This is a genomic window from Rufibacter roseus (genome assembly GCF_001647285.1).
Lineage (GTDB): Bacteria > Bacteroidota > Bacteroidia > Cytophagales > Hymenobacteraceae > Nibribacter > Nibribacter roseus.
In genome coordinates this window covers 91,022-112,436 of record NZ_LRML01000010.1, presented here as the reverse complement: position 1 = coordinate 112,436, position 21,415 = coordinate 91,022, and the positions used below count along the sequence as shown (strand labels likewise).

Annotated in this window: 14 protein-coding genes; 9 read left to right on the top strand and 5 right to left on the bottom strand. The window is 48.4% G+C overall.

Annotation, left to right across the window (positions count from 1 at the left end):
• Positions 1-543: 543 nt before the first annotated feature.
• From A8O23_RS15360 to A8O23_RS15345, 4 genes are all read left to right on the top strand, one after another.
• Positions 544-2,835 carry a pectate lyase family protein gene (locus A8O23_RS15360; RefSeq protein WP_066622888.1) on the top strand — a complete coding sequence of 764 codons (2,292 nt, stop codon included), beginning with the start codon at positions 544-546 and terminating at the stop codon, positions 2,833-2,835.
• Positions 2,836-3,100: 265 nt separating this feature from the next.
• Positions 3,101-3,517, top strand: coding sequence for a hypothetical protein (locus A8O23_RS15355; RefSeq protein WP_066622885.1), 417 nt, complete (start codon positions 3,101-3,103; stop codon positions 3,515-3,517).
• A 156-nt stretch (positions 3,518-3,673) separates the two neighbouring features.
• Positions 3,674-3,997, top strand: coding sequence for a hypothetical protein (locus A8O23_RS15350; RefSeq protein WP_066622882.1), 324 nt, complete (start codon positions 3,674-3,676; stop codon positions 3,995-3,997).
• A gap of 11 nt (positions 3,998-4,008) precedes the next feature.
• Positions 4,009-4,389: a hypothetical protein gene (locus tag A8O23_RS15345; RefSeq protein WP_153042231.1), complete on the top strand. Its 381-nt coding sequence runs from the start codon at positions 4,009-4,011 to the stop codon at positions 4,387-4,389.
• A 111-nt stretch (positions 4,390-4,500) separates the two neighbouring features.
• Here the strand turns inward: A8O23_RS15345 and A8O23_RS15340 are convergent, their stop codons facing one another.
• On the bottom strand, positions 4,501-5,304 hold the full coding sequence (locus tag A8O23_RS15340; RefSeq protein ID WP_066622876.1) for an SDR family oxidoreductase: 804 nt from the start codon (positions 5,302-5,304) through the stop codon (positions 4,501-4,503).
• 333 nt (positions 5,305-5,637) lie between these two features.
• On the opposite strand from A8O23_RS15340, the gene A8O23_RS15335 reads away from it, so the two are divergent.
• Positions 5,638-6,327, top strand: a complete 690-nt coding sequence (locus A8O23_RS15335) for an energy transducer TonB (protein WP_066622866.1) — start codon at positions 5,638-5,640, stop codon at positions 6,325-6,327.
• A 341-nt stretch (positions 6,328-6,668) separates the two neighbouring features.
• Positions 6,669-8,063, top strand: coding sequence for an MATE family efflux transporter (locus A8O23_RS15325; RefSeq protein ID WP_066622862.1), 1,395 nt, complete (start codon positions 6,669-6,671; stop codon positions 8,061-8,063).
• Here the strand turns inward: A8O23_RS15325 and A8O23_RS15320 are convergent.
• Positions 8,060-8,980 (bottom strand): zinc-dependent peptidase, encoded by a 921-nt coding sequence (locus A8O23_RS15320; RefSeq protein ID WP_066622860.1) that lies wholly within the window; start codon positions 8,978-8,980, stop codon positions 8,060-8,062. The genes A8O23_RS15325 and A8O23_RS15320 overlap by 4 nt on opposite strands.
• 484 nt (positions 8,981-9,464) lie before the next feature.
• On the opposite strand from A8O23_RS15320, the gene A8O23_RS15315 reads away from it, so the two are divergent.
• The 3 genes from A8O23_RS15315 (at position 9,465) to map (ending at position 14,646) form a co-directional block, all read left to right on the top strand.
• A complete protein-coding gene (locus A8O23_RS15315; RefSeq protein ID WP_066622858.1) occupies positions 9,465-12,878 on the top strand; it encodes a DEAD/DEAH box helicase in 3,414 nt (1,137 codons plus the stop codon).
• Positions 12,879-13,280: 402 nt separating this feature from the next.
• Positions 13,281-13,814: a dihydrofolate reductase family protein gene (locus A8O23_RS15310; RefSeq protein ID WP_066622855.1), complete on the top strand. Its 534-nt coding sequence runs from the start codon at positions 13,281-13,283 to the stop codon at positions 13,812-13,814.
• Between the two features lie 67 nt (positions 13,815-13,881).
• Positions 13,882-14,646: a type I methionyl aminopeptidase gene (map, locus tag A8O23_RS15305; protein ID WP_066622852.1), complete on the top strand. Its 765-nt coding sequence runs from the start codon at positions 13,882-13,884 to the stop codon at positions 14,644-14,646.
• Positions 14,647-14,762: 116 nt separating this feature from the next.
• Here the strand turns inward: map and A8O23_RS15300 are convergent, their stop codons facing one another.
• The 3 genes from A8O23_RS15300 to A8O23_RS15290 all read right to left on the bottom strand — a co-directional run bounded on the left by A8O23_RS15300 (position 14,763) and on the right by A8O23_RS15290 (position 21,368).
• Positions 14,763-15,158, bottom strand: coding sequence for a hypothetical protein (locus A8O23_RS15300; protein WP_066622849.1), 396 nt, complete (start codon positions 15,156-15,158; stop codon positions 14,763-14,765).
• Positions 15,159-16,253: 1,095 nt separating this feature from the next.
• Entirely contained in the window at positions 16,254-18,374 is a 2,121-nt protein-coding gene (locus A8O23_RS15295; protein WP_239693423.1) for an ATP-binding protein, read from the bottom strand.
• Positions 18,375-18,575: 201 nt separating this feature from the next.
• The gene (locus tag A8O23_RS15290) at positions 18,576-21,368 is read right to left on the bottom strand and encodes an outer membrane beta-barrel protein (RefSeq protein ID WP_066622843.1); all 2,793 of its coding nucleotides are present in this window, start codon (positions 21,366-21,368) and stop codon (positions 18,576-18,578) included.
• Positions 21,369-21,415: the final 47 nt, after the last annotated feature.

Here is a 21,415-nt window from a genome sequence, read left to right as displayed (position 1 = left end):
CTTCTATCTTGGTTTAACATCAGCAAACCCTCTATTCAAAGTGAACGCACAGGAGGATCACATCTATACTAAGTTGGCTCGCTATCGCTTGGTAAAATATTCATAGCAAACTCATTGCATCCTTAGGGCTACATCAAGAAAGGAACCATCGCGTCCTAAATAAGGCACAGGCCAGTAGTCAACATGCCTACTTTTAAAACGGCTCGCTCAAATGCTTGAACTGAAAAATTATCTGAGCCTCGAGCCCAAACTTAATTTCTAACCTGAGTAGGCCTTTTCCCTCATCCCTCTTTTCATCCTGCTCCTTCCCAAGCTTTGTTGATACCTCTCTAAGCAAAGAGCAAAGTCCCCTTTTTGGCATCTAACAGTAGAAATTTGATATTTTAGGTAAAGTGCTAGCAGATGACATTAAAATATTTTCATAAAAATGTGAGCTAAATTGGAAATAATAAAACTATATTTACTTGTACAATCGATTGCGCAAATGAATTAGCAAAGCAATTGACTGTACCCTCGCCTGCCATCCTAACTTACTTTATAAAAATGAAACACATCTTTACGCTTCTCTTACTACTGTCCCCCGTGTTTGTGTGGGCGCAGTCTCTTACCATTACAGAATCTGCCGGCTGGCTGGAGTCGGCGTACGTGAAGTGGGAACCCGCCGCCAATGCCGATAGCTACAACGTGTACTACAGCGGCGAGGGCATTACTGATAAGAAAATTGACAACCAGCTTATCCGGAACTATGGCTCGTATCTCCGGGCCGATGTGTTGGGTCTAAAAGCTGGCACCTACACCCTTTCCATCAAGCCTGTGATCTCAGGAACTGAGGGTGCCGCCACAGCCACAAATCCGCTTACCGTGTTGCCGCATGATCGCACAGGCTTTGCTTTCAGCAACGGACGGGTACCAGGCGCTTACAAAGCAGATGGCACCGTAAAAGACAATGCCGTTATCCTGTACATTACTGAAAATACCAAGAACACTATTTCTCTTGATGTTACCGGGGCAAACGCAAACCCTTGCGTGGGCCTGCAGACGATTCTGGATGGTTTCAAAAAGGGAAGAGATGCGCGCCCATTGATCATCCGTCTGGTTGGGCAGATCACTGACCTAGACGTGATGCACAACGGAGATATAGTGATTGAGAACAACAACTCTGCCGCTAGCTACATCACTCTGGAGGGCGTGGGAGACGATGCCGTAGCCGATGGCTGGGGAATCCGGATCAAGAATGCCTCTAACGTGGAGGTTCGCAACCTAGGCTCTATGAACTGTAACAGCTCAGAAGGAGATAACATAGGCCTGCAGCAAGACAATGAGTACATTTGGATACACCACATTGATTTCTTTTACGGTGATGCCGGAGGCGACGCAGACCAAGCCAAAGGAGACGGGGCTTTGGACGCTAAAAGGTCTACTTACATCACGTTCTCCTATAACCATTTCTGGGATGCCGGGAAAAGCAACTTGGTTGGTTTAAGCGAGAGTACCACCGATGGCTTGTTCATCACGTTCCACCATAACTGGTACGACCATTCAGATTCCCGCCACCCACGCGTCCGTTTCTACTCGGCGCACGTGTACAACAACTACTATGACGGCAATTCAAAGTATGGCGTAGGTTCAACCATGGGTTCGTCTGTGTTTGTAGAGGGCAACTACTTCCGGAACTGCAAATATCCTATGCTTACTTCCATGCAGGGGTCAGATGTGTACAGCGAGAGCAAAAAGACAAACGACTATAACAACATGGCCACCTTTTCCAAGGAAGACGGAGGCACCATCAAGGCGTTCAACAACTACATGACCGGGCAGCAGCGTTTTGTGCCTTATGGCGCAGAGGGTTTCCCCAACTCCACCATAGATTTTGATGCCTACGTAGCCGCCACGAGAGATGAAACCATCAGCAGCTCTATTGTATCGGCTTACGGAAGTAACACCTACAACAACTTTGACACCAATGCCAATGTCATGTATTCCTACACCCCAGACAGCCCTGAGGAAGCCAGAGACAAGGTTAAACAATATGCAGGACGCGTGAACGGCGGCGACTTTAAATGGACGTTTAACAATGCGGTAGATGATGCCTCCTCGGCGGTGAACCCAGGCTTGAAAGCGGCGCTGGTGAATTACAGAACCAGCCTAGTTTCTGTGCAAGGAGACACCGTCCCTTCTACTGGCGGTAACGGAGACGGAGAGGACAATGGTGACGGAAACGGCGACGGCAGTGGCGTTTCTGAAGGCGACATGGTGCATAATTTCACCTTGGCTGGTAAAACAAGTACGTTCTACACCATCAACGGCAACCTGTCAGACTCAAAAGGCACAGTCAATTACAACGGCTTAACCCTGACGCAGTGCCTGAAAATTGAATCTTCCACGTCTATTTCCTTTACCACCACAAAAGAGGCCACTCTCACGCTGGTATTTAACACCGGCTTTAGCGGAACCATAAAAGTGAATGGAACTGACCAGACCATAAGCGCAGGCAAACTGACAATGACGCTTCCGGCTGGCTCGCACCAGATTACCAAAGGCTCCACGACGAACCTCTATTTTATGAGTGTGGTCTACAATGGGGAAGGCCCTTTAGGGGTGAAGGACACGGATGAGCTGGCCGTTAAAGTTTATCCGAACCCTGCAGACCGGGAGGTGATGGTGACCTGGAAAAAGCAACAGGAGTTCTCTCTCTACAGTACCACAGGAGTTCTGCTGAAGAAAGGAACCACCAATCAGTCTTTAGATCTGAAAGGCATCAGGCCAGGCTTGTATTTCATCGTGATTCAAGGAGAAAACGGACTCAGACACACGACCCGCCTAATCAAAAAATAAGGTGGTATAGTGGTGTAGCACCATCCTCCCTAGAAACCAAGAGCCTGTCTACAGTTTTCTTTTCATAGAAAAGGTGTAGACAGGCTCTTTTCTTGTTTAAAATTCGACAACCCCCAAAGATGACAGAGGCCCCGAGGCTGTTTTACCCTTTATTTTCAGAAAACAGGTCAAAAACGGGAATCCTGCTATATTTGCCGGAGTTCCTCCAGAAGCCGCCCCCACTCCTGTATTTTCAGCAACTTGTACTGCCAACTCAGCTCTAACCATGAATTCTGCTAAAATCTCCGCTTATGGTATTGTCACCATTCTTTCGGCAATGGTTGTCTTTCACCTGCTCATTGTTACGGGTGTTATTCCGTTCAACATAGTGTGGGGAGGCCGGTTAGAAACCCACGAGCAAATGCTGGGTTTCGAGGCTTTTTCCATCAGCATAAACGTATTCATGATTTGGGCCGTGGGCACCTATGCCGGTCTTTTCAACTTCAACCCCAATCAGTTCTTTCTGAAAGGAGTGCTGTGGGCTATGGTGGCGCTGTTTCTACTAAACACGCTGGGCAACCTGGCCTCGGCGAATGCGTGGGAGAAACTGATTTTCACCCCGGTTACCCTTCTGCTGTCTTTGTTCAGTCTGCGGCTGGCGCTGCAAAGAAAGAGCTCAGCCAACGGGGTTAAGCCTCTATAGATGCTTCTTTCAGATTTTATGAAATACACCTCGACGCTCTTCTTGTGTTCTACGTTGTTTCTGTCTGCTTGCTCACAGAAAGCGAATGAATAAGGTAACACTCCTGCCTCTGTTGCAGAAACAGTTGCCACCCCACCAACTACGCCTGTTAGCCAGGTGCCGCAACTGTTAGCAGACACTTTAGTTGCGTCAGATGAAGAGGCCCCAGCCGCTCCGTCAGGCCCAGGTAAACTCTTAACGGAGGGTTTCTTCCACGAAGATGAAGTGTGGCCCAATGCCACTCAGGAAAAATGGTACGGGCTGTTTAAGGGCAGAAACGGCTACTATCTGCAGCAAACCACTATCAAAACCACTCGCTCTCATGACCCTTTGGTAGATGACAATGAGAGCATCAAATCTGGCTGGGAGGTTTCCTCCCCTAACCAAGACAGCTCTCTGGTTCTGATCACCGGTCTGCCTGCCATAAACAACCGCGCGTAGAAGCAGTGGCCTTGTCTAAAACAGAGATTCTACCTGGCGAAAAGGTGTCGTTCACCTTTAAGGGTACTTCTTACCTCCTCCACGCCACCGGCAAAAAAGAACGGGAAAGCCCTTCCAGCGACTGGTTTATTGTGTCTGATTATAAGCTGTACCTCACCGCCAACAAAAATGGCCAGAAGATAACGCAGCTGCTGGTAGACGAAAAGTACTTTGATGATGACATGATCAACATCTTATTTGTGGGTGATCTTGATGGCGATACCGTACCTGATTTTCTAATTGACACATCTAACCACTACAACGCCATTATTCCCACCCTCTTCCTTTCCACCTCGGCACCAAAGGGCCAACTGTTACAAGCAGTGGCCAGCCATACCAGCGTAGGGTGTTAATTCCACTGCCCCGCCCGTACATATTTTAACTTATTTCGTCAAAAGTTGATTTGGCCATGCCCCCGAAATGAGAAAAGCTAAATAAGAAAGTCTGTCCCCACATTGGCACTCTCACCCATTATCCACGAACCCCGGATAAAGGGTCATGCCGCCGTCTACGTAAATGGTGGTACCGGTAATATAGTCACTGTCTGGCGAGGCTAGCCACACCGCCACTTTGGCCACATCTTCGGGCTGGCCTATGCGCTGGTACGGGATGAGCTTCAGGAGCTCTTTGCGTTTGGCATCGTCTTTCCAGACCTCATCATTAATATCAGTGGCAATGGCACCGGGCGAAATTCCGTTTACTCTTATTTTCTTAGGAGCCACTTCCAGCGCCAATGACTTCATCAGCATTAAAATTCCGCCTTTAGACGAGGCATAGTTTACATGACCTGCCCAGGGAATAATGTCGTGCACCGAGCTTATGAAAATAAGGTTTCCTTTGGCTTTATCTTCTGGGCCGGCGGCGCTTTTTTTCTCAAAAATCTTGATGGCCTCACGGGCGCATAGGAAATGACCGGTGAGGTTAGTGCTCAACACCTTGTTCCACTGGTCTAAGGTCATTTCTGAAAAAGAGCTGTCTCTCTGTATGCCCGCGTTATTGATAACCACGTCTACCGTACCGTAAGCCTCTACCGCAGCCTCAAACAAACGTGCCACCTCTTCCTCTTTCCCAACATCAGCCTGACAGATAAATCCTTTGCCGCCGCCCTCTTCCACTTGGTTCAGGGTGTGCAAAGCCCCTTCTTCGTCGCTGTGGTAATTAATGATTACGTTGGCGCCCTGCTGCCCAAAAGCGATGGCAATGCCTTGCCCAATACCCGAGCTGGCGCCGGTTACCAGAACAGTTTGTTTTATGTTTTGTAAGTTCATAGTCTTTTTGTTTGTACTATAGCCTTCAGCTGGTATTTGAGCCCAAAATACTCTAGCCGTTTTCTGCTCGTTCTTCCCAACCTGATACTCACAAACTCAAGGAAGTGTTCCGGCTAAATCTAAATTCCACTGGAAAGGTTGTTGCGCCTGTTGCCAGGGCAAAAGGCTCCCTTCCTTTCCAAAGCTTATTTTAGGTCTGTTTTTACAAAAGCGGCTCTAAAACAGAAGCACTTGTCTTTCCCGCGTTTTTTGGTAATTTTAATAAACTACCACCTTCTGTGGTAGCGGTTCAGAAAAAGGAACGGTTTATAATATGCTTCTGGCACGGCACCCATGACAGACAAAAACCCTATCAAGAACGTGCACCTAGCCTTTGCCTGTGACAAAAGCTGGGACCACATGCAGCCGTGCCACAACGGCAAAAAGTGCTTGAGCTGCCACACCACTGTAATTGACTTTACCCAGAAATGCCAAGAAGATTTGCAGGCGGCGCTGGAATCTGGGGGTGAGATATGTGGTCGGTTCCGTCAGTCGCAGTTGGCCACAGCTCCACAGCCCGCTTCCTCTTCATTTAAACGAATGGCTGCCGGAATACTGCTCACCCTTGGCTTCACCTCTCTGGCGAATGAGCTGAAAGCACAAGTACCCCCACCACCCCCTGACTTACCTGAATCCCATACTGATGAGAAAATTTTCCTAGGAGTTGTGGAAAAGTTGCCTGAATACAAGCACGGTGGCATGGCTGGGTTGATAAAGTTCATAAAGGATAACATGACACAATCACCTCAAGCAGACCTAGAGGGCATGGTGGTGGCCACTTTCGTCATAGACACCACAGGCGCTGTCACAAACCCAAAGATTGTGAAAAGCTTATCAGAATGGGCAGATCAGGAGGTGCTACGGGTAGTGCAATTGTTAGAATTCACCCCAAGCATGCAGGGGAACCGCAAAGTAAATGTAACTTATACCATTCCTGTTAGGTTTACGCCAGCAGAAGAACAGAAGAAGCGAAGAAAGAAATAGCACCTTTATCCTTTCCCACTCCTTTTCTTGAAGCTGCTTTTCCACACTTTTGTGTGATAGAAATGCTTGCTACTTCCAAGCGAACGGTTCTGCATGCGCCGCTGTTTTGAGGCTACTTTTTCAAAAACAGGCCTAAAACAGACAAAACAACGCAGCCTGGGCGGAACAAGTAAATGCTGGCGCCAGAGGTTTGAAACGCTAAAACAGCTTTCTTGTAAAAGTTTGATTTTAATTCTGAATTCAGGAGCACCCATGCAACTGAACACGCTGTTACTGACTCTAGTAGATAAACCGCCGCTTTTTGTAGCTTAGCACACCCAATTCCATCTACTTCAAAAACTATGAGTTCGCGCACAGAACTTCTGCCTCTTATCTGGTCTGCCATTAAAGGGCAGGAGCAGGATTACACACGTCTCAGCCTCAAAAAATCAATTGTGCTGCTGGCTACGCCCATGATTCTGGAAATGCTCATGGAGTCTCTGTTTGCCATTGTAGATATATTCTTTGTAGGACGATTGGGTTCGGCGGCATTGGCAACCGTGGGCTTAACAGAGTCGGTTCTCATGATTATCTACTCGGTAGGCATGGGTATTAGTATGGCGGGCACGGCCATGGTGGCGCGCCGAATTGGCGAAAAGAAAGTCAAACAAGCCGGAAGTACCACGTTTCAGTTGTTGGCAACGGGGGCGGTGCTGGCCATTGCCATGGGAGCCGTAACGTTTATCTGGGCCGATGATATTCTGCGCCTGATGGGAGCTTCTGAAGAAGTCATATCCATTGGCCTTTCTTATGCGCGTATCATCTTCGCCGGAAACCTGGCCATTATTCTGCTGTTCCTGATTAACGGAGCTTTTAGGGGAGCTGGGCAACCACACCTGGCCATGCGTGCCCTCTGGATTTCCAACGGAATAAACATTGTCTTGGACCCGCTGCTTATTTTCGGGATTGGCTCTATTGAAGGTTTAGGACTGGCGGGAGCCGCCTGGGCTACTACCATTGGCCGTAGCATTGGCGTGGTGTACCAGCTCTACCATTTGTTTAACGGCAAGCACGTACTCAAAATCACCACAGAGAATCTGAAACTGAAGTGGAAGACGGTGATGAAGATTCTGCGGATATCAGCGGGGGGCATGGGACAGTTCATGATTGAAACCGCCAGCTGGATTTTCCTGACCCGCATAACCGCCGAGTTCGGGAGCAACGCGTTGGCAGGTTATACCATTGCTTTCCGGGTTATCATGTTCACCCTCTTACCCGCCTGGGGACTGTCTTCGGCGGCGGCTACGCTGGTGGGGCAGAATTTAGGAGCGAATAAACCGCGCCGCGCTGAGATCTCCGTCTGGCTCACAGCTCGCTACAACATGATATTCCTTGGGTTAGCCACTGCAGCTTTCTTCCTCTTCGGAAAACACTTGGCCAGCTTCTTCACCCCAGACCCTGAAGTAGTGGCCATTGCCTCTGAAGGCCTGAAGATTATTACGCTGGGCTATATCTTCTTCGGCTTAGGCATGGTGATGGTACAAGCGTTCAACGGTGCCGGCGACACCAAAACTCCGGCCTGGATCAACGTGTTCGTGCTCTGGCTTATTGAAATTCCGTTGGCTTACCTTTTGGCGCTGTACTGGAACCTGGGTATCACCGGTATCTTCATCACCATTGCGTTCTGCCACTCCTTCCACTCCGTTATCAGCTGGTGGCTGTTCAAGAAAGGCCGCTGGAAAACGGTGAAGATTTAAGCCGCCGTCTTCTTTTGCAGGCAGCAGTTCTTGTACTTCTGTCCGCTGCCGCAGGGGCAGGGCTCATTGCGGCCCAAGCGTTTGCCGTAGGGGTTTAGCAGTTCTCTGAAGTTAAGCCCGAAAGTTCTTTTAGGGTTCTGCTGAAACACCTGCGTGAGCATTTTGTACAAGCCTGGGTGCTTCTCTGCCAGCTGCTTCGGTTTTTCAAAGAAATACTCGGTGGCTACGGCGAAGAACTCGGCCTCATTGGTGGCCCCGTACGGATTGATGTCTGACTCGCCGCGCTTGATTTGTTTTATTTTGCGGTACATCATTTCCTGCCAAGGCTGGTATAGTTCTTCGGGCAGATAGGCTTTGGGCTGACCGTCAATCTCGCCGTCGGCCTGGTCTAGCATGTGCGCGAATTCATGAATACCCACGTTCTGCCGGTCGGCCATGTCATTGAAACCACGTTCAAGGGCAGGTTTGGAGAGGGTGACGTAATGGGCATTCTGGAACGGGTTTACCCGGCCTAATACTTCTGATACCGCCTCGCTGTCTTCGTGCTTGTAGCGTTCCAGGCTGCCAGGAAACACCAGCACCTCCCCTAAATGAGGATATTCCCAATCTTCAAACCCGAAAATAGGAATGATGGCACTGGCCGCCACCAACACTTTTATGGTATCATCTATCCTTACTTCAATGCCTGTAATCCGCTTCTCCGCTAAAAACAGCTGAATCATTTTCTCGAAGCGGCGCTTTTCTTCCTCGGTTTTGAGGGTGTGGTAAAAGCCGACTCTATCGGTTAAAACTTTTCGCCATTCCACCGGAAACTCCTGCGCCAGCACCTTTTTCCGGCGACGGGTTTTGCGGGTGGCCCAACGGTAAAAAATCAGCACGCCCACCGTTACAAACAAAATAAATGCTACAGTTCCCATAGGGCTCTCTTAACGTGCAATTGGCTGGAAAGATAACCGCTCTTTCGGATTTATCAATCCCGAACAGCAACAGTATAAGGTGACGGCAACCGAAGCGGACAGGTCGCGACCTGTCCCTACACAATCCCCCCGCTGTTTGGAGTCTTCCGAAGGGCGACTCCAAACGTATAATGAATCAGCAGGAACTCCGTTCCGAAAAAGTGGCAGATGAATTTCTATGAAACAACTGCTAAACTTTTCGTCTGCTTTTACTTTGTGGCAGGCAGGAAGTCAGAGACTTCCATTCTCATAATAATTTTGAAATCGCCCTTTAGAAGACTCCAAACAACATTGGTTTTGATAAAGAGAAAACTATTGTTGGGCTGTCTCTACACAACCTGTTTTCGACCTATTTTTCAGAAACTAGCTTAAAAACAGAAACGAAGATTTTGCCTCCCGTTAATTTCTTAATTTTACTTCACAAAGAGTTGAAGCTGAAAAGTACATGAGCAACGGGAATTGGTTTGAACGACAAGACAACAAAGGTGCAGCCAATCCTTTTCCGCACGACTACCTTTTCCCGAACCTCCAGCTGCCTGACCTAAGCTATTCACTGGTTCTTCGGCAAAGCCTGGAGCACGTAGAAACATCTGCCAATGGCTTCTCTGAGATTCAACCTGAGATTATTGACGTAGACTTTGCGGCTTTTGTGCTCTCCACACCACATGAGGCGGGCGCTGCGCACGTGCGGGTACAACAGCTGCCGACGGCATTGGTGGTCTCCTGCTCATGTGCAGTTCCTAAAACTAAGCTGTGTGTACATCAGGCCCAAGTGCTTCTGAACCTGCTCAACCGCCGCCACCTCCGCCTTTTCTTTGACGCTCCTCTTCGGCACGAAAAAATACGGGCAGTGGCCAAAGATTACGGTCTGCAGCACGAACCTAACTTAGATGCCCTGTTTCAGCTGAGCTATAAGGGAAGCTTTGTGGAGATTACGCCACGGGAGAAAGAGATTTTCCCCGTTACCCCAGCCATCACCGCCCAATTGCAGGAGCAGATTTTGCCTAAACCTGAACGCTACAGTTCGCTAACAACTGCAACGGACCAAGCCGCTTCTAAGCTGATGGTGGTGCTGGGCAAACACCGGTATTACGACCAGTTTACGGTAGAGCTGTTTCAGGCGCCTTTCACCAAGGAAGGCAAACCGAAGAACCCGTTCACTCCGGTAAAGCCTCTCGATTTGGTCTGGCTCCTGGAAAGCCCCGAGGAGCTGAAGTTCTTCTCTGGCATCGCCCGCTTTCAGAACAACTATGACGGCGGAAACCCCGAACAAGACTTTGCAGGCTTACAGGCACTGGTGCGCAATCCGCAGGGGCTGGACTTTTATATTCATAACACGCAGGCCTCGGAGAAAGTGAACGCCGCCTCAGTGGTGCCGGTGCAGGTGCAGCGGCTAAAGACAGACTTGCAGTTGACCGTGCACCGGCAGCAGAGTTTCTATGAAATTTCTGGGGAATTGGTGATTGACGGCAAGGCGCACGCCCTGCACCAGCTGTATCTCAAATACCAGTACTTCGTTCACGTGGGCAACACGCTGTACCTGCCCGACCAGCCCGATACGCTGCGCGTGATTGACTTCTTCCGGAAGAACAGCAACCGCCTGCTTATTCATACTTCTAAATACGCTGAGTTTCAGGAGAGCATTCTGGCTAACCTGGAGCAGAACATCCAGATAACATATTCTTACCTTAAGCCCGCCACCAAAAGCCAATTGGCCGAGCAGGGGTTTGACCAGCGCCGCGAGAAAATTCTCTACCTCTCCGAAACCGCCAGCTATGTGTACCTCTTGCCCGTGATGCGGTACGGCGGCGAGTTGGAGATTCCGGTGCTGTCTAAAAAGCAACTCTACGCCACCGACTCCAAAGGCAAGGCTTTCTCCATCTCCCGCGACAGTGAGCTGGAGCTCCAGCTGGTATCGGAAATTATGCGCCAGCACCCCGACTTTGAAGGCCAACTGCCCCGCCTCGATTTTTACCTCCACAAAGAACGGTTTCTGGACGAGAGCTGGTTTCTGGATGCTTTTGAAGAATGGCGCAAACAGGACATTACTATTCTGGGCTTTAACGACCTGAAAGGAAACCGGCGCAACTCACACAAAGCTACTGTTACCCTGAGCGTGCACAGCGGCATCAACTGGTTTGACACAAACTTGGATATCAGGTTTGGCAAGCAAAAAGCGAAGTTAAAGGAGCTGCATAAGGCGGTAAAAAACAAGACCCGCTACGTGGCTCTGGATGATGGCACGCAAGGTATTCTTCCGCAGGAATGGCTGGAGAAACTATCGCGCTATTTCCGCTATGGCGAGGCCGTGGAAGACAGCATTCGCACCCCTAAAACCAACTTCTCTGATGTAGAGGAGCTGTATGAAGAAGAGGTACTGACCCAGCCGGTGAAAGAGGAAATTGCCAAATTCAGAGCCAAGTTCTCCAAGTTTGAGGAAATCACGCCTGTTGAGGTGCCCTCCGGCTTGAACACTACGCTGCGGCCTTACCAGCACCAGGGACTGAACTGGCTGAACTTTCTGGATGAATTTAATTTCGGCGGCTGCTTGGCGGACGACATGGGCTTGGGAAAAACGGTGCAGGTAATTGCGCTTCTCCTGCTCCAGCGGCAGAAGCTGGGCCAGAACACCAATCTGGTGGTGGTGCCTACCTCGCTGCTATTCAACTGGCAGGCCGAAGTTCAGAAGTTTGCCCCGTCGCTGCGCATGTACACTTTACACGGCGCCCAACGCACCAAAGAAAAACCAGACTTCCACGACTATGATATTGTGTTGACCACCTATGGCACCTTGCTCACCGAGGCTCGTCGGCTAAAGGAGTTCCCGTTCAACTACATTGTGCTGGATGAGTCGCAGGCCATTAAAAATCCGGAAAGCCAGCGGTACAAAGCGGCGCGACTGCTGCAGAGCAGAAATAAGCTGGTACTCACGGGAACGCCGCTGGAGAACAATACCTATGATTTGTACGGGCAACTCTCGTTTGCCTGCCCCGGCCTGCTAGGCAGCAAACAGCACTTCAAGGACATCTACTCCATGCCGATTGACAAATTCGATGACTTCAGAAAAGCCCAGCAACTGCAGAAAAAGATTAGTCCGTTCATTTTGCGGCGCACGAAACAGCAGGTAGCTCCTGAGTTACCAGAAAAAACCGAGATGGTGATTTATTGCGAAATGCCCCCAGAGCAACGCGCCGTGTATGATGCCTATGAGAAAGAACTGCGCGATTACCTGGAGGGCAAAAGCGACGATGAGTTGGCCAAACAAGGCATGCACGTACTCACCGGCCTCACAAAACTTCGGCAGCTCTGCAACTCCCCCGCCCTGCTTCCCGATGCCGAAGGATTCGATCACCCCTCGGCCAAAATTGAGACGCTGCTGGAGCAGATTGAGAACAAATCTAGGCAGCACAAGATTCTGGTGTTCTCGCAGTTCGTGAGCATGCTGGATTTGATTAAACCCGAGCTACAGGCGCGGGGCATCTGCTTTGAGTACCTCACCGGCCAAACCAGAAACCGAGCCGCGCGGGTAGAGAATTTCCAAAATAACCCCAACGTGCGGGTGTTTTTGATTAGCTTGAAAGCAGGAGGCGTGGGCCTCAATTTAACCGCCGCCGACTATGTGTATCTGGTTGACCCGTGGTGGAACCCCGCCGCCGAAAATCAAGCCATAGACCGCAGTCACCGCATTGGTCAGCAGAAGCCCGTAGTCGCCGTCCGCCTCATTTGCCCCGACACCGTGGAAGAAAAGATTCTGCAGCTACAAGCCACCAAAAAAGAACTCGCCAGCGACTTGATTAAGACTGATTCTGCAATTTTGAAGTCGCTTTCTAAAAAGGATTTGCTGGGGCTATTCCGGTAGGTGGAGAAGAGTGTTTCAGGGCTGTTTTTGGATAATCAGGGCTAAAACGCGTCAAACAATAAAGCACGCCTTCCAGATACTCCCCTTTTTAACGGGGCGAAGGGGGATGTTTACAAAGGAGACTCCACGCATTGCTGATGGTACGGACAGGTCGTGACCTGTCCAAAGACGCTGGCCCGAGATAAAACCTTTGCAACGAAGCAATATGCCTGCCCTATTCAATATTCCCTATCAGCGCCGAGGAATTTAACGATGACAACAGTAGCAGAAGCTAAACCAGCAGCCACCGCATAGGACATGTCGCGACCAGTCCGTACAACAGAATATAATTTTATCTTTACCCACGCAACCTTTCTCTCAAAAGCAGAATCTGACTTCTATAAACTAAACAAATCTAAAGCTATGCCTAGAAAAGTAGTTCTGTACATTGCCATGAGCTTAGATGGCTACATTGCCAAAGAAGACGACAACATTGACTTCCTTTCAAAAGTAGAAGAGCCCGGCGAGGACTACGGCTATCATGCTTTTCAACATACCGTAGATACGCTTATCTGGGGCCGAAGAACGTATGACAAAGTACTGTCATTTGGCATGTCCGAGTTTCCGCACAAAGATAAAAAATGCTACGTGCTTTCTAAGAGCAAAACGGGCCAAGACGAGAACGTGGAATTTTACGGCGGAAGTCTGACAGAGCTTATCTCCAGCTTAAAACAACAGCAGGGCAAAAACATTTACTGCGATGGCGGCGGCGAGGTGGTCAGTGCGCTGCTAAAAGAAAACCTCATTGACCAACTGATCATCTCAATTATCCCACACCTGCTGGGCAGCGGCATCAGACTGTTCCAGGACGGCAGGCCAGAGCAGAACTTGACCCTCACCCACAGCAGCACGTTTAAATCAGGACTGGTGCAGTTGTGGTACAACCGGGCAGAATAATAGCTGCATACACTTTCCTTCATCAAAAAGGAAGGTACCTTTAAGTCTAAACAAATTCACCAGTGCTATGTCCATCTCCAAAGAATCAGAACTAGTAGGCATGCAGGCCGTAAGTGAGGCGGTGGCGCTTACCCTGAAAGAAATGCGCGCCTTTGCGCGCCCCGGCCTCTCCACCAAACAACTGGATGACTACGGCGGACAAATTCTGCGAAAGCTAGGCGCAAAATCGGCTCCGCGCACTGCCTATGGTTTCCCGGGCTGGACTTGCATTAGCGTGAACCAGGAAATAGCGCATGGTGTACCGTCAGCTAAGAAGATTCTACAGGAAGGTGATTTAGTGAATATTGATGTTTCAGCGGAGTTGAATGGTTTTTGGTCAGACAATGGCGGTTCTTTTGTGTTGGGGTCAGATGTGCACTCTTACCAGCCCTTGGTACAGGCATCTAAAGAAATTCTGTGTAAAGCCATTGGCCAGATTAAAGACGGGGTAAAGGTGGCTGAGATTGGCAGATTGATTGAGTCGGAAGCCCAGAAAGCGGGCTACAAAGTGATCAGGAATTTGGCAGGGCACGGTGTGGGCAGAAGCCTACATGAAGCCCCGGAAGAAATCTTGAATTGTTACAATAAGTTTAACCGCACCCGCTTCAAGAAAAACTCGGTGGTGGCCATTGAAACGTTCATCTCCACCCACTCTACTTTAGCCCATACTTTAAAAGACGGCTGGACTCTGGTAGGTAACAAAGGCGGCTTCGTAGCCCAACATGAACACACCATTATAGTAACCGACAAGGCTCCAATATTACTTACCGCTAAAAACGAGATCTGGGACTGAGAATTACTTTTCTGTACCGCACATACTCCTTCCGTGAACAGATTAAAAAAAAGCCGTTTTGCGGCATGGTTTCGTAAAACCAGCGCAAAACGGCTTTTCTCTGGGGGTATCTTTATTTAAAGGTCAGACATTTTGATTAAGTCTGCCTCTATGTTATAGTCTTTCAACAGAGAGGTGGCAAACTTATAGCTACCGTGTGGTACAAAAAGGTTCAGGCTACCGCCCTTCATTTTGGCAATAGACTCTAAAGCTTTCCACTTGCTCACGAGAGTACTGTTTTCTTTGTCATCGTTGGTTTTCACCACTAACTCAAAGTAATATTTGCTATCGCCTCTCTTGGCGGTGAAGTCTGGAGTAAGGGTAATACCTTGGCTTACCATAGTCAGCGCAGCAGGACTGTCATATCCAGAAAAATCAGCTTTCACATCTTCATAGCCAGATTTCTCCACATAGTTGATTACTTGTTTCGCCATTGAATTATATTCATCAGTTCTTTTCAGGGTATACAGCATAGTACGTGTTTATTGTTTGAAAATTAAGAGATTATTCAGGTGTTAAAGCAGAATTACAATTCCTGCTTTAGTCTTTAATTTATTGATAATTATATCTAGGAATATCAGTCAATTATGTCTATTTTATACTGAAAATTGCTAAAATTCACCTTATTTAAGTAAACCTACAGCTATTCATCAGATTAAAGCAGAATTAATTTGTTTAAATTTTTCAAAAATGACCTATATATGATATACGCTATTATATCAACAAAAGCTGCACCATATTAGTTTATTTAAATTTATACAATCTCAACATATCCTCACAATTAGACCCAAATAAGTATTTTAATCCATGATTACAACACACATATTTTCACCTCTAATTACACATTATCATAAGTAGTCAAACTAGGCAATCAAACACTTCACAGACTAATTAGTAGCATCTATCAAATAAGATGCGCGCAGCGCGAGTGACTTTTGGATAGAATAGCAGAAGCAGAAACCTAATGATAGCTGTTCAAAAGCATCACAAGTAGCAGAACTGGAACTGATACCAGCCGTGGGGATGAGCGCCTCGCTTTGAGCGGTGCCGTAAGGCAAGACCAAAGGTCAAGTGAAAAGGGCAGTGCGAATCCACAGGGCGGGGCCTCGCGGCCGTGAGCGCACGGAGCCAAAGAGACGGAGAGGGCTGAATGTGAGGCCTTGGATCAGCAGCGGCTATGAAATTCGGGAGCGGGAAAAAAGAGGAATGGGTTACTTAGCTTTGGTTGTCTGTGAGAATATACAACAACGGCAAGTGGTAAAGCGGAAGCAGGAGCAAAAGTCTTCGTTAGATCCTTCGGCTAGCGCTCAGGACGACCTTGAAAGAAGGATCTGGAATGCGTGGATCTGCTGGTGTAAACATCCCCCTTCGCCCCCTTCAAAGGGGGAGTATCAGGAATGTGTGACGAAGGGTAAATGCACCCCCTGCACTTTCTAATAAGCCTCATTGAGGCTTTGGCTATTCACAACAGTTAAAAATATCAATTGTTGAGAAGGAGCAGGATCAGTTTTGTATAGCTACTGGAGGTACACTCTGACTAATTGCAAGGACTGACTACCAAAGGTAGCTTAGCGCTTAAAATAAACCTTGAACGTAGTACCAACTCCTTCCTGGCTCTCTACTTCAATCTTGCCTCCGGCGTTTTCAATGATACGCTTTACAATATAAAGACCAATACCCGTGCCTTCTACGTGGTCATGCAGGCGCTTGAACATAGAAAAAATTTTGTGCTGTTCTTCTGGTCGTATGCCCAAGCCATTATCCGCTACGGTGAGTACCACATATTTTGGCTCGTGCTCTGTTGTGATCTCTATAGTAGGGGTACGGTCATTTGCCCGGTATTTGAGCGCGTTGCTAAATAGATTGTATACAATGCTACGCACATTTTTTGCTGAAAACTTAACAGTAGAGTCTGGGGCGAAAGTGGTGGTTATTTGGGCATTGGAAGCTTGAATCATATTTTTGAAATCAAGCTGCACGTCTTCTACTACTTCAGCTAAATCAATTGACGCTACGTCTTCCCCAGCTTCACGTTGTATTTTGGCTACCTCAGTAAGATCGGCAACGGCACGTTTAAAACGGCCCACGGAAGCGGTAATCATGCTCAATACCTCTTGCACCGCATCCTGCTGTTGTATCTCCTTGGGCAGGAACTCAACCAGCGTCTCCATTAAACCCTCAATGTTAGAGATTGGGGCTTTCAAGTCATGAGAGGCGGAATACACAAAATTATCTAAATCAGCATTTATAGCCCGTAATTCAGTATTCATGCTTTCAATTTCATGACGGGCTTCTACTTGCTCGTTCACGCCTACTGCTACAGCTATAATACCAGTAATGTTGCCCCAACGGTCGCGCATAGGCTGATACACGAAATTGAAATACACCGTCTCCATTTTGCCGTTACGCTCCAGTATCACGGGCAACTCATTATTCACGTAGGGCACACCAGTATAGAAAACACTGTCTAGCAGTTCTTTGATTCCTTGGTCTTTCACTTCCGGAAGAGCTTCCAGCACTGGTTTTCCCAGAACATCTTCCAAGGTTTTACCCCAAAGCTCACATATACCTGGGTTGGCTAGTTCTATCACATGGTTACTGCCTCTAAGAACACAAATGGCCACGGGTGCCTGCTGAAACAGATTAAGCAACTCTTGCTGCTGCCGCGCAGCCTGTTCTTTGCTTTCTATACTGGCAATGGTGGTGGCTACCTGGCCAACTATAAGTTCATGGAAGTTTTGGTAGCCAATGTCATAGGAGAGGAATTCACTGATGCCAGCCACAAAAAAGCCTAGTACCTGATCATGGCCTGGCCGAAGAATGGGTAAAATGACCGCCTGCTTAACCTGTGCTTGCTCAAGTTGCCCTTCCGATGGCGCAAAAGCCCCCTCTAGGTGCTTCACCACCTGCATCTGCTTTGAGTCATACACCCTTTTCAGTGGCCACTGCCCCACTGCCCCCTCACTGGTGAGGGGCACCACCGAAACTGCCTTCTCTGCCAGCACACCAGATGCCCCCAACAACCTAGCCTCCGTTCCGGAAGAATTGAGCAGGTAAATTTGGCTGAACGGCACATCGCTCTGGTTCTGGTTCAGTATAGCGCAAATGCTTTGGCAAGCCTCTTCCAGCACCTGCACCTGTGACATCATGTCTGATATCTCTCTAAGGGTTGTAAGCCTTCGCTGACCTAAAATGGTGCTGGTTACTTCGTGGCATGCACAGAACACTCCGTCTACTTCACCGGCATCGTTAAAAGCGGGGCTGTAAGAAAAGGTCCAGTAAGTTTCCTCCGCAAAGCCTTGCCTTCTCAGAAATAGCTTCAGCCCTTCAGCATAAAAAGGCTCGCCCCCGTTCATGATGCTATGTGCAATATTCCCTATCTCCTCCCAGATTTCGGCCCATACTTCTCTGGCAGGCGTGCCCAGCGCCGACGGGTGCTTGGTTCCCAAAGCTGGCAGATAGGCGTCATTGTGAAAAGAATATAATTCTTTTGACCACCAGATAAACATGGGGAAACCCGAGTTCAGCAGCAGGCGCACATTTGATTTCAAGCTATGAGGCCAACCAGAAGGATTACCCAGTGGGTGTGATTCCCAGTCATAAGACCGCATGAGGGCCCCCATCTCTCCTCCTCCCTGAAAAATATTTAATGAGTCTGAGCTGGAATTAGCAGATGGGGTGTTAGACATAGCAATAGGGGAATATTCAATTACAATCTGACAGATACGCAAGAACCATACTTGAGTTGATGTACAATAACAGGAATTAGTCAGCTTAAAACAAGAGAAACTGTTGGCTCCTTACTCAGCCTCAGAAACTAAAAGAGCCTGAAATTTTCATTTTCAGGCTCTTTTTTAAAAAACAGGTCAAAAACAGCAAACTATAACTGGCTAGAATCTGAAGAATGAGTTGTTACTGGTGCTGCCCACCTTGCCCCCGAAGTTGCGGATATTATAGGTAAAGGAAAGCATGGCGTAGCGGGTGAGCACCGTAGTCTGGAAGTCCTCGATCATGTTCTCGCGGATAGAGCGGTAGGCGCTCAGGTTTTGGTCAAGGGCGTCATACACAAACAGCTTCAGTTGGCCACGGTCATCTTTCAAGAAAACATAGGTCACTCCCAAATTCAAGCGGCTATAGCTCTTGCGCAAGCCAGGTGCGGTATTGGAGTTATAGTTGTAGGATAGGTTGGCCTCCCACACCAGTTTTTTTGGCAACCGCACTACTACGCCAGACTCTGAACTGCGGGTGTGGTAGTTTAGGTCTCTGAAAGACTCATCTTCATACGCGCTCTGTCTAATACCCAATGAAAGCGACTGGCTAAGCTCAAACTTGTCGTTCAGGTTCATGCGGCTTTCCAGACGCGGAGTTATGCTAAACGTTTGGCCATAGCTTCTTATGTTGTTCAGCAGAATAAGTGTCTTGGTATAGTTCATGAAGCCCGACAGGCCTAATGAAAACTGTCGGTTGCCGTCATACTTGTAGTCTTTGTTGACAGAACCATTTCCGTAGAAGCTCCAGTTACCGTCGGTGTTAACGGGTCTGAAGGTTTGCACGCCGTTGCCATCAAAGGTTCGGGCTCTGGTAATGGCGTTGTTGTTGATGCTACCGCTTACGTACGCCCAGTAGTTCATAGAGCGTTTTGAATCAAACTTCCGGTAGTTCATGCTAATGGAGTGAGACTCTGCGGGCACCAAATTTGGGTTACCGTACTGTACAATCAACGGGTTGGTATTGTCTTGCACTGCCTGCAAATCAGTGGCATCGGGCTCGCGCAGGTGCACGTTGTACGACAGGTTCAGCCCTTTCCAGTTTACTACCATAGAAGGGAACACGAAGAATAGATTTTGCGGAATAGTCGGTAAATCTTTGTATTGGTTTTTAATGTCTAGCTTGGTAAACTGAATACCTGGCTGCACGGTCAGGTCTTTCAGCTTCCATTTCAGCCCCACATTCAGGTAATTGCGCCAGCCCGTACGGTCCAGTTGATTAGACAATTCCGGCACCAGCTGGTCATAAGGCTCTCCTTCTTCTGCTCGGTCATAGGTGTTCAGCCGGTCTTCATCGTCAAACCTTCTGGAGTTTAGCCGCACCACGCCACTCAGCGTTTTACTGAAGGGCTCATTATAAGACAAGGTGCTGGCCATGTTAAAGCTTTGGCGGTCGTTATCTCGCAACTGGTTTAAGAGCGTGGTTCTGGGGGTAGGCTCAAAGAACTGGTTCAGAGCATTGGTAACCTGGTCTTGCCCAAAGGTAGAATATTCAAAATCACCGTAGTAAGACAGACTTCGCCCCTTCTTCCGGAAACTTCGGTTAAATGAGATAGTGCTTGAATAAGATAAATTGTTGCTGGCCACATGCTGGTTCATGTCGCTCTCGTTGATCAGGTTTTCGTAGTTACGAAGGGTGCTTTGTTCATTGAATTGTCTGGAACCTTTGCGCCCGAAGTTGATCCCAGGCCTGATGCTTAAATCTGTTAAAGAATCTAACTTCCAGTCTAGCCTGCCGCCAATGCGGTGTCCACGGTCAAAGTTATCTTGTATGTTCACCCGGCGCGAGGCGAGTATGTCTTCAGAGCCCACTGTTTGTGCCGTATTCACCACCTGCCGCAAATCAGAATCAACGCCCCCATAAAAGTACTGCAGGTTCAATTTTAAGCCGTTTTTGAACAAGGTGTTGAAATTACCGCCCCCTCCGGTAGAGGTCTGTATGCCGCTGCCTAGTCCCCCAAAGGAAATGCCGTTGATGGCAAACCCGCCGTCATACATCATCATCATGGAGTTAATGCCACTACGGTCAAAGCCGCCAATGCGCCTGATGTCATCCATGCCAAAGCCAGAGCGGTTTAGGTTATTGGCGTAGCCTAGCACACTCAACTGCGTGGTGTCTCTGAAGATGTTCAAAATTCCTCCGGCTTCAAACCTATCATTTGTTCCGCCACCGGCGTACATTTTACCGAAGGCACCTTGCTTTATTCCTTTCTTCAGCTTCAGGTTAATGACCTGTGGTATTTCAGACACTGGCATGTCTGGATCGCGTCGCAGAGCATCGGGGTCATTGACTACCTGCACTTTGTCTATCACGTTGGCCGGCAGGTTCTGGCTTGCAATTTTTGGATCACTGCCGAAGAATTCTTTTCCGTCTACTAATATGCGGTTTACTGGCTTACCCTGCACCGTAATGTTACCAGAGGCGTCTACATTTACCCCAGGCAGTTTCTTCAAGAGATCTTCTACCAGTGCGGTTGGCAGCGTTTTAAAAGAATTAGCGTTGAACTCCAGCGTGTCTTGCCGCACAATGATGGGCGGAATCTCAGCAGTAATGAGCACCTCTTGCAACAAATGGTCGGCCTGCTCCATATTTATCTGCCCCAGATCCAGCGCCGGCTGCTCTGCGGTTAGGGTAAACTCCTTCCGGAACACTTGAAAACCGGTCATGGTAATCACTAACCGCAGTTGCCGGTCCAGAGCTAGATTGGGCACCTTGAATCCTCCTTTTTCATCGCTCACCCTGAAAGTTACCAACGTGGTGTCTTGGGCGGTATATACCGCAATAGTGGCGTAGCCTAAGGGCTCTTTATGAGCCGCATCCATTAACACACCTTTCACCTCACCTTTTTGGGCAAACGCATTATGGAACATTAAAAAGAAGGCAGCCAAAAAGGCAAAGCGGAAAAACTGTTTCATGTAGAGGTGATAGATGAAGAGCTTTATTTATGAAATTTAAGGTAGGA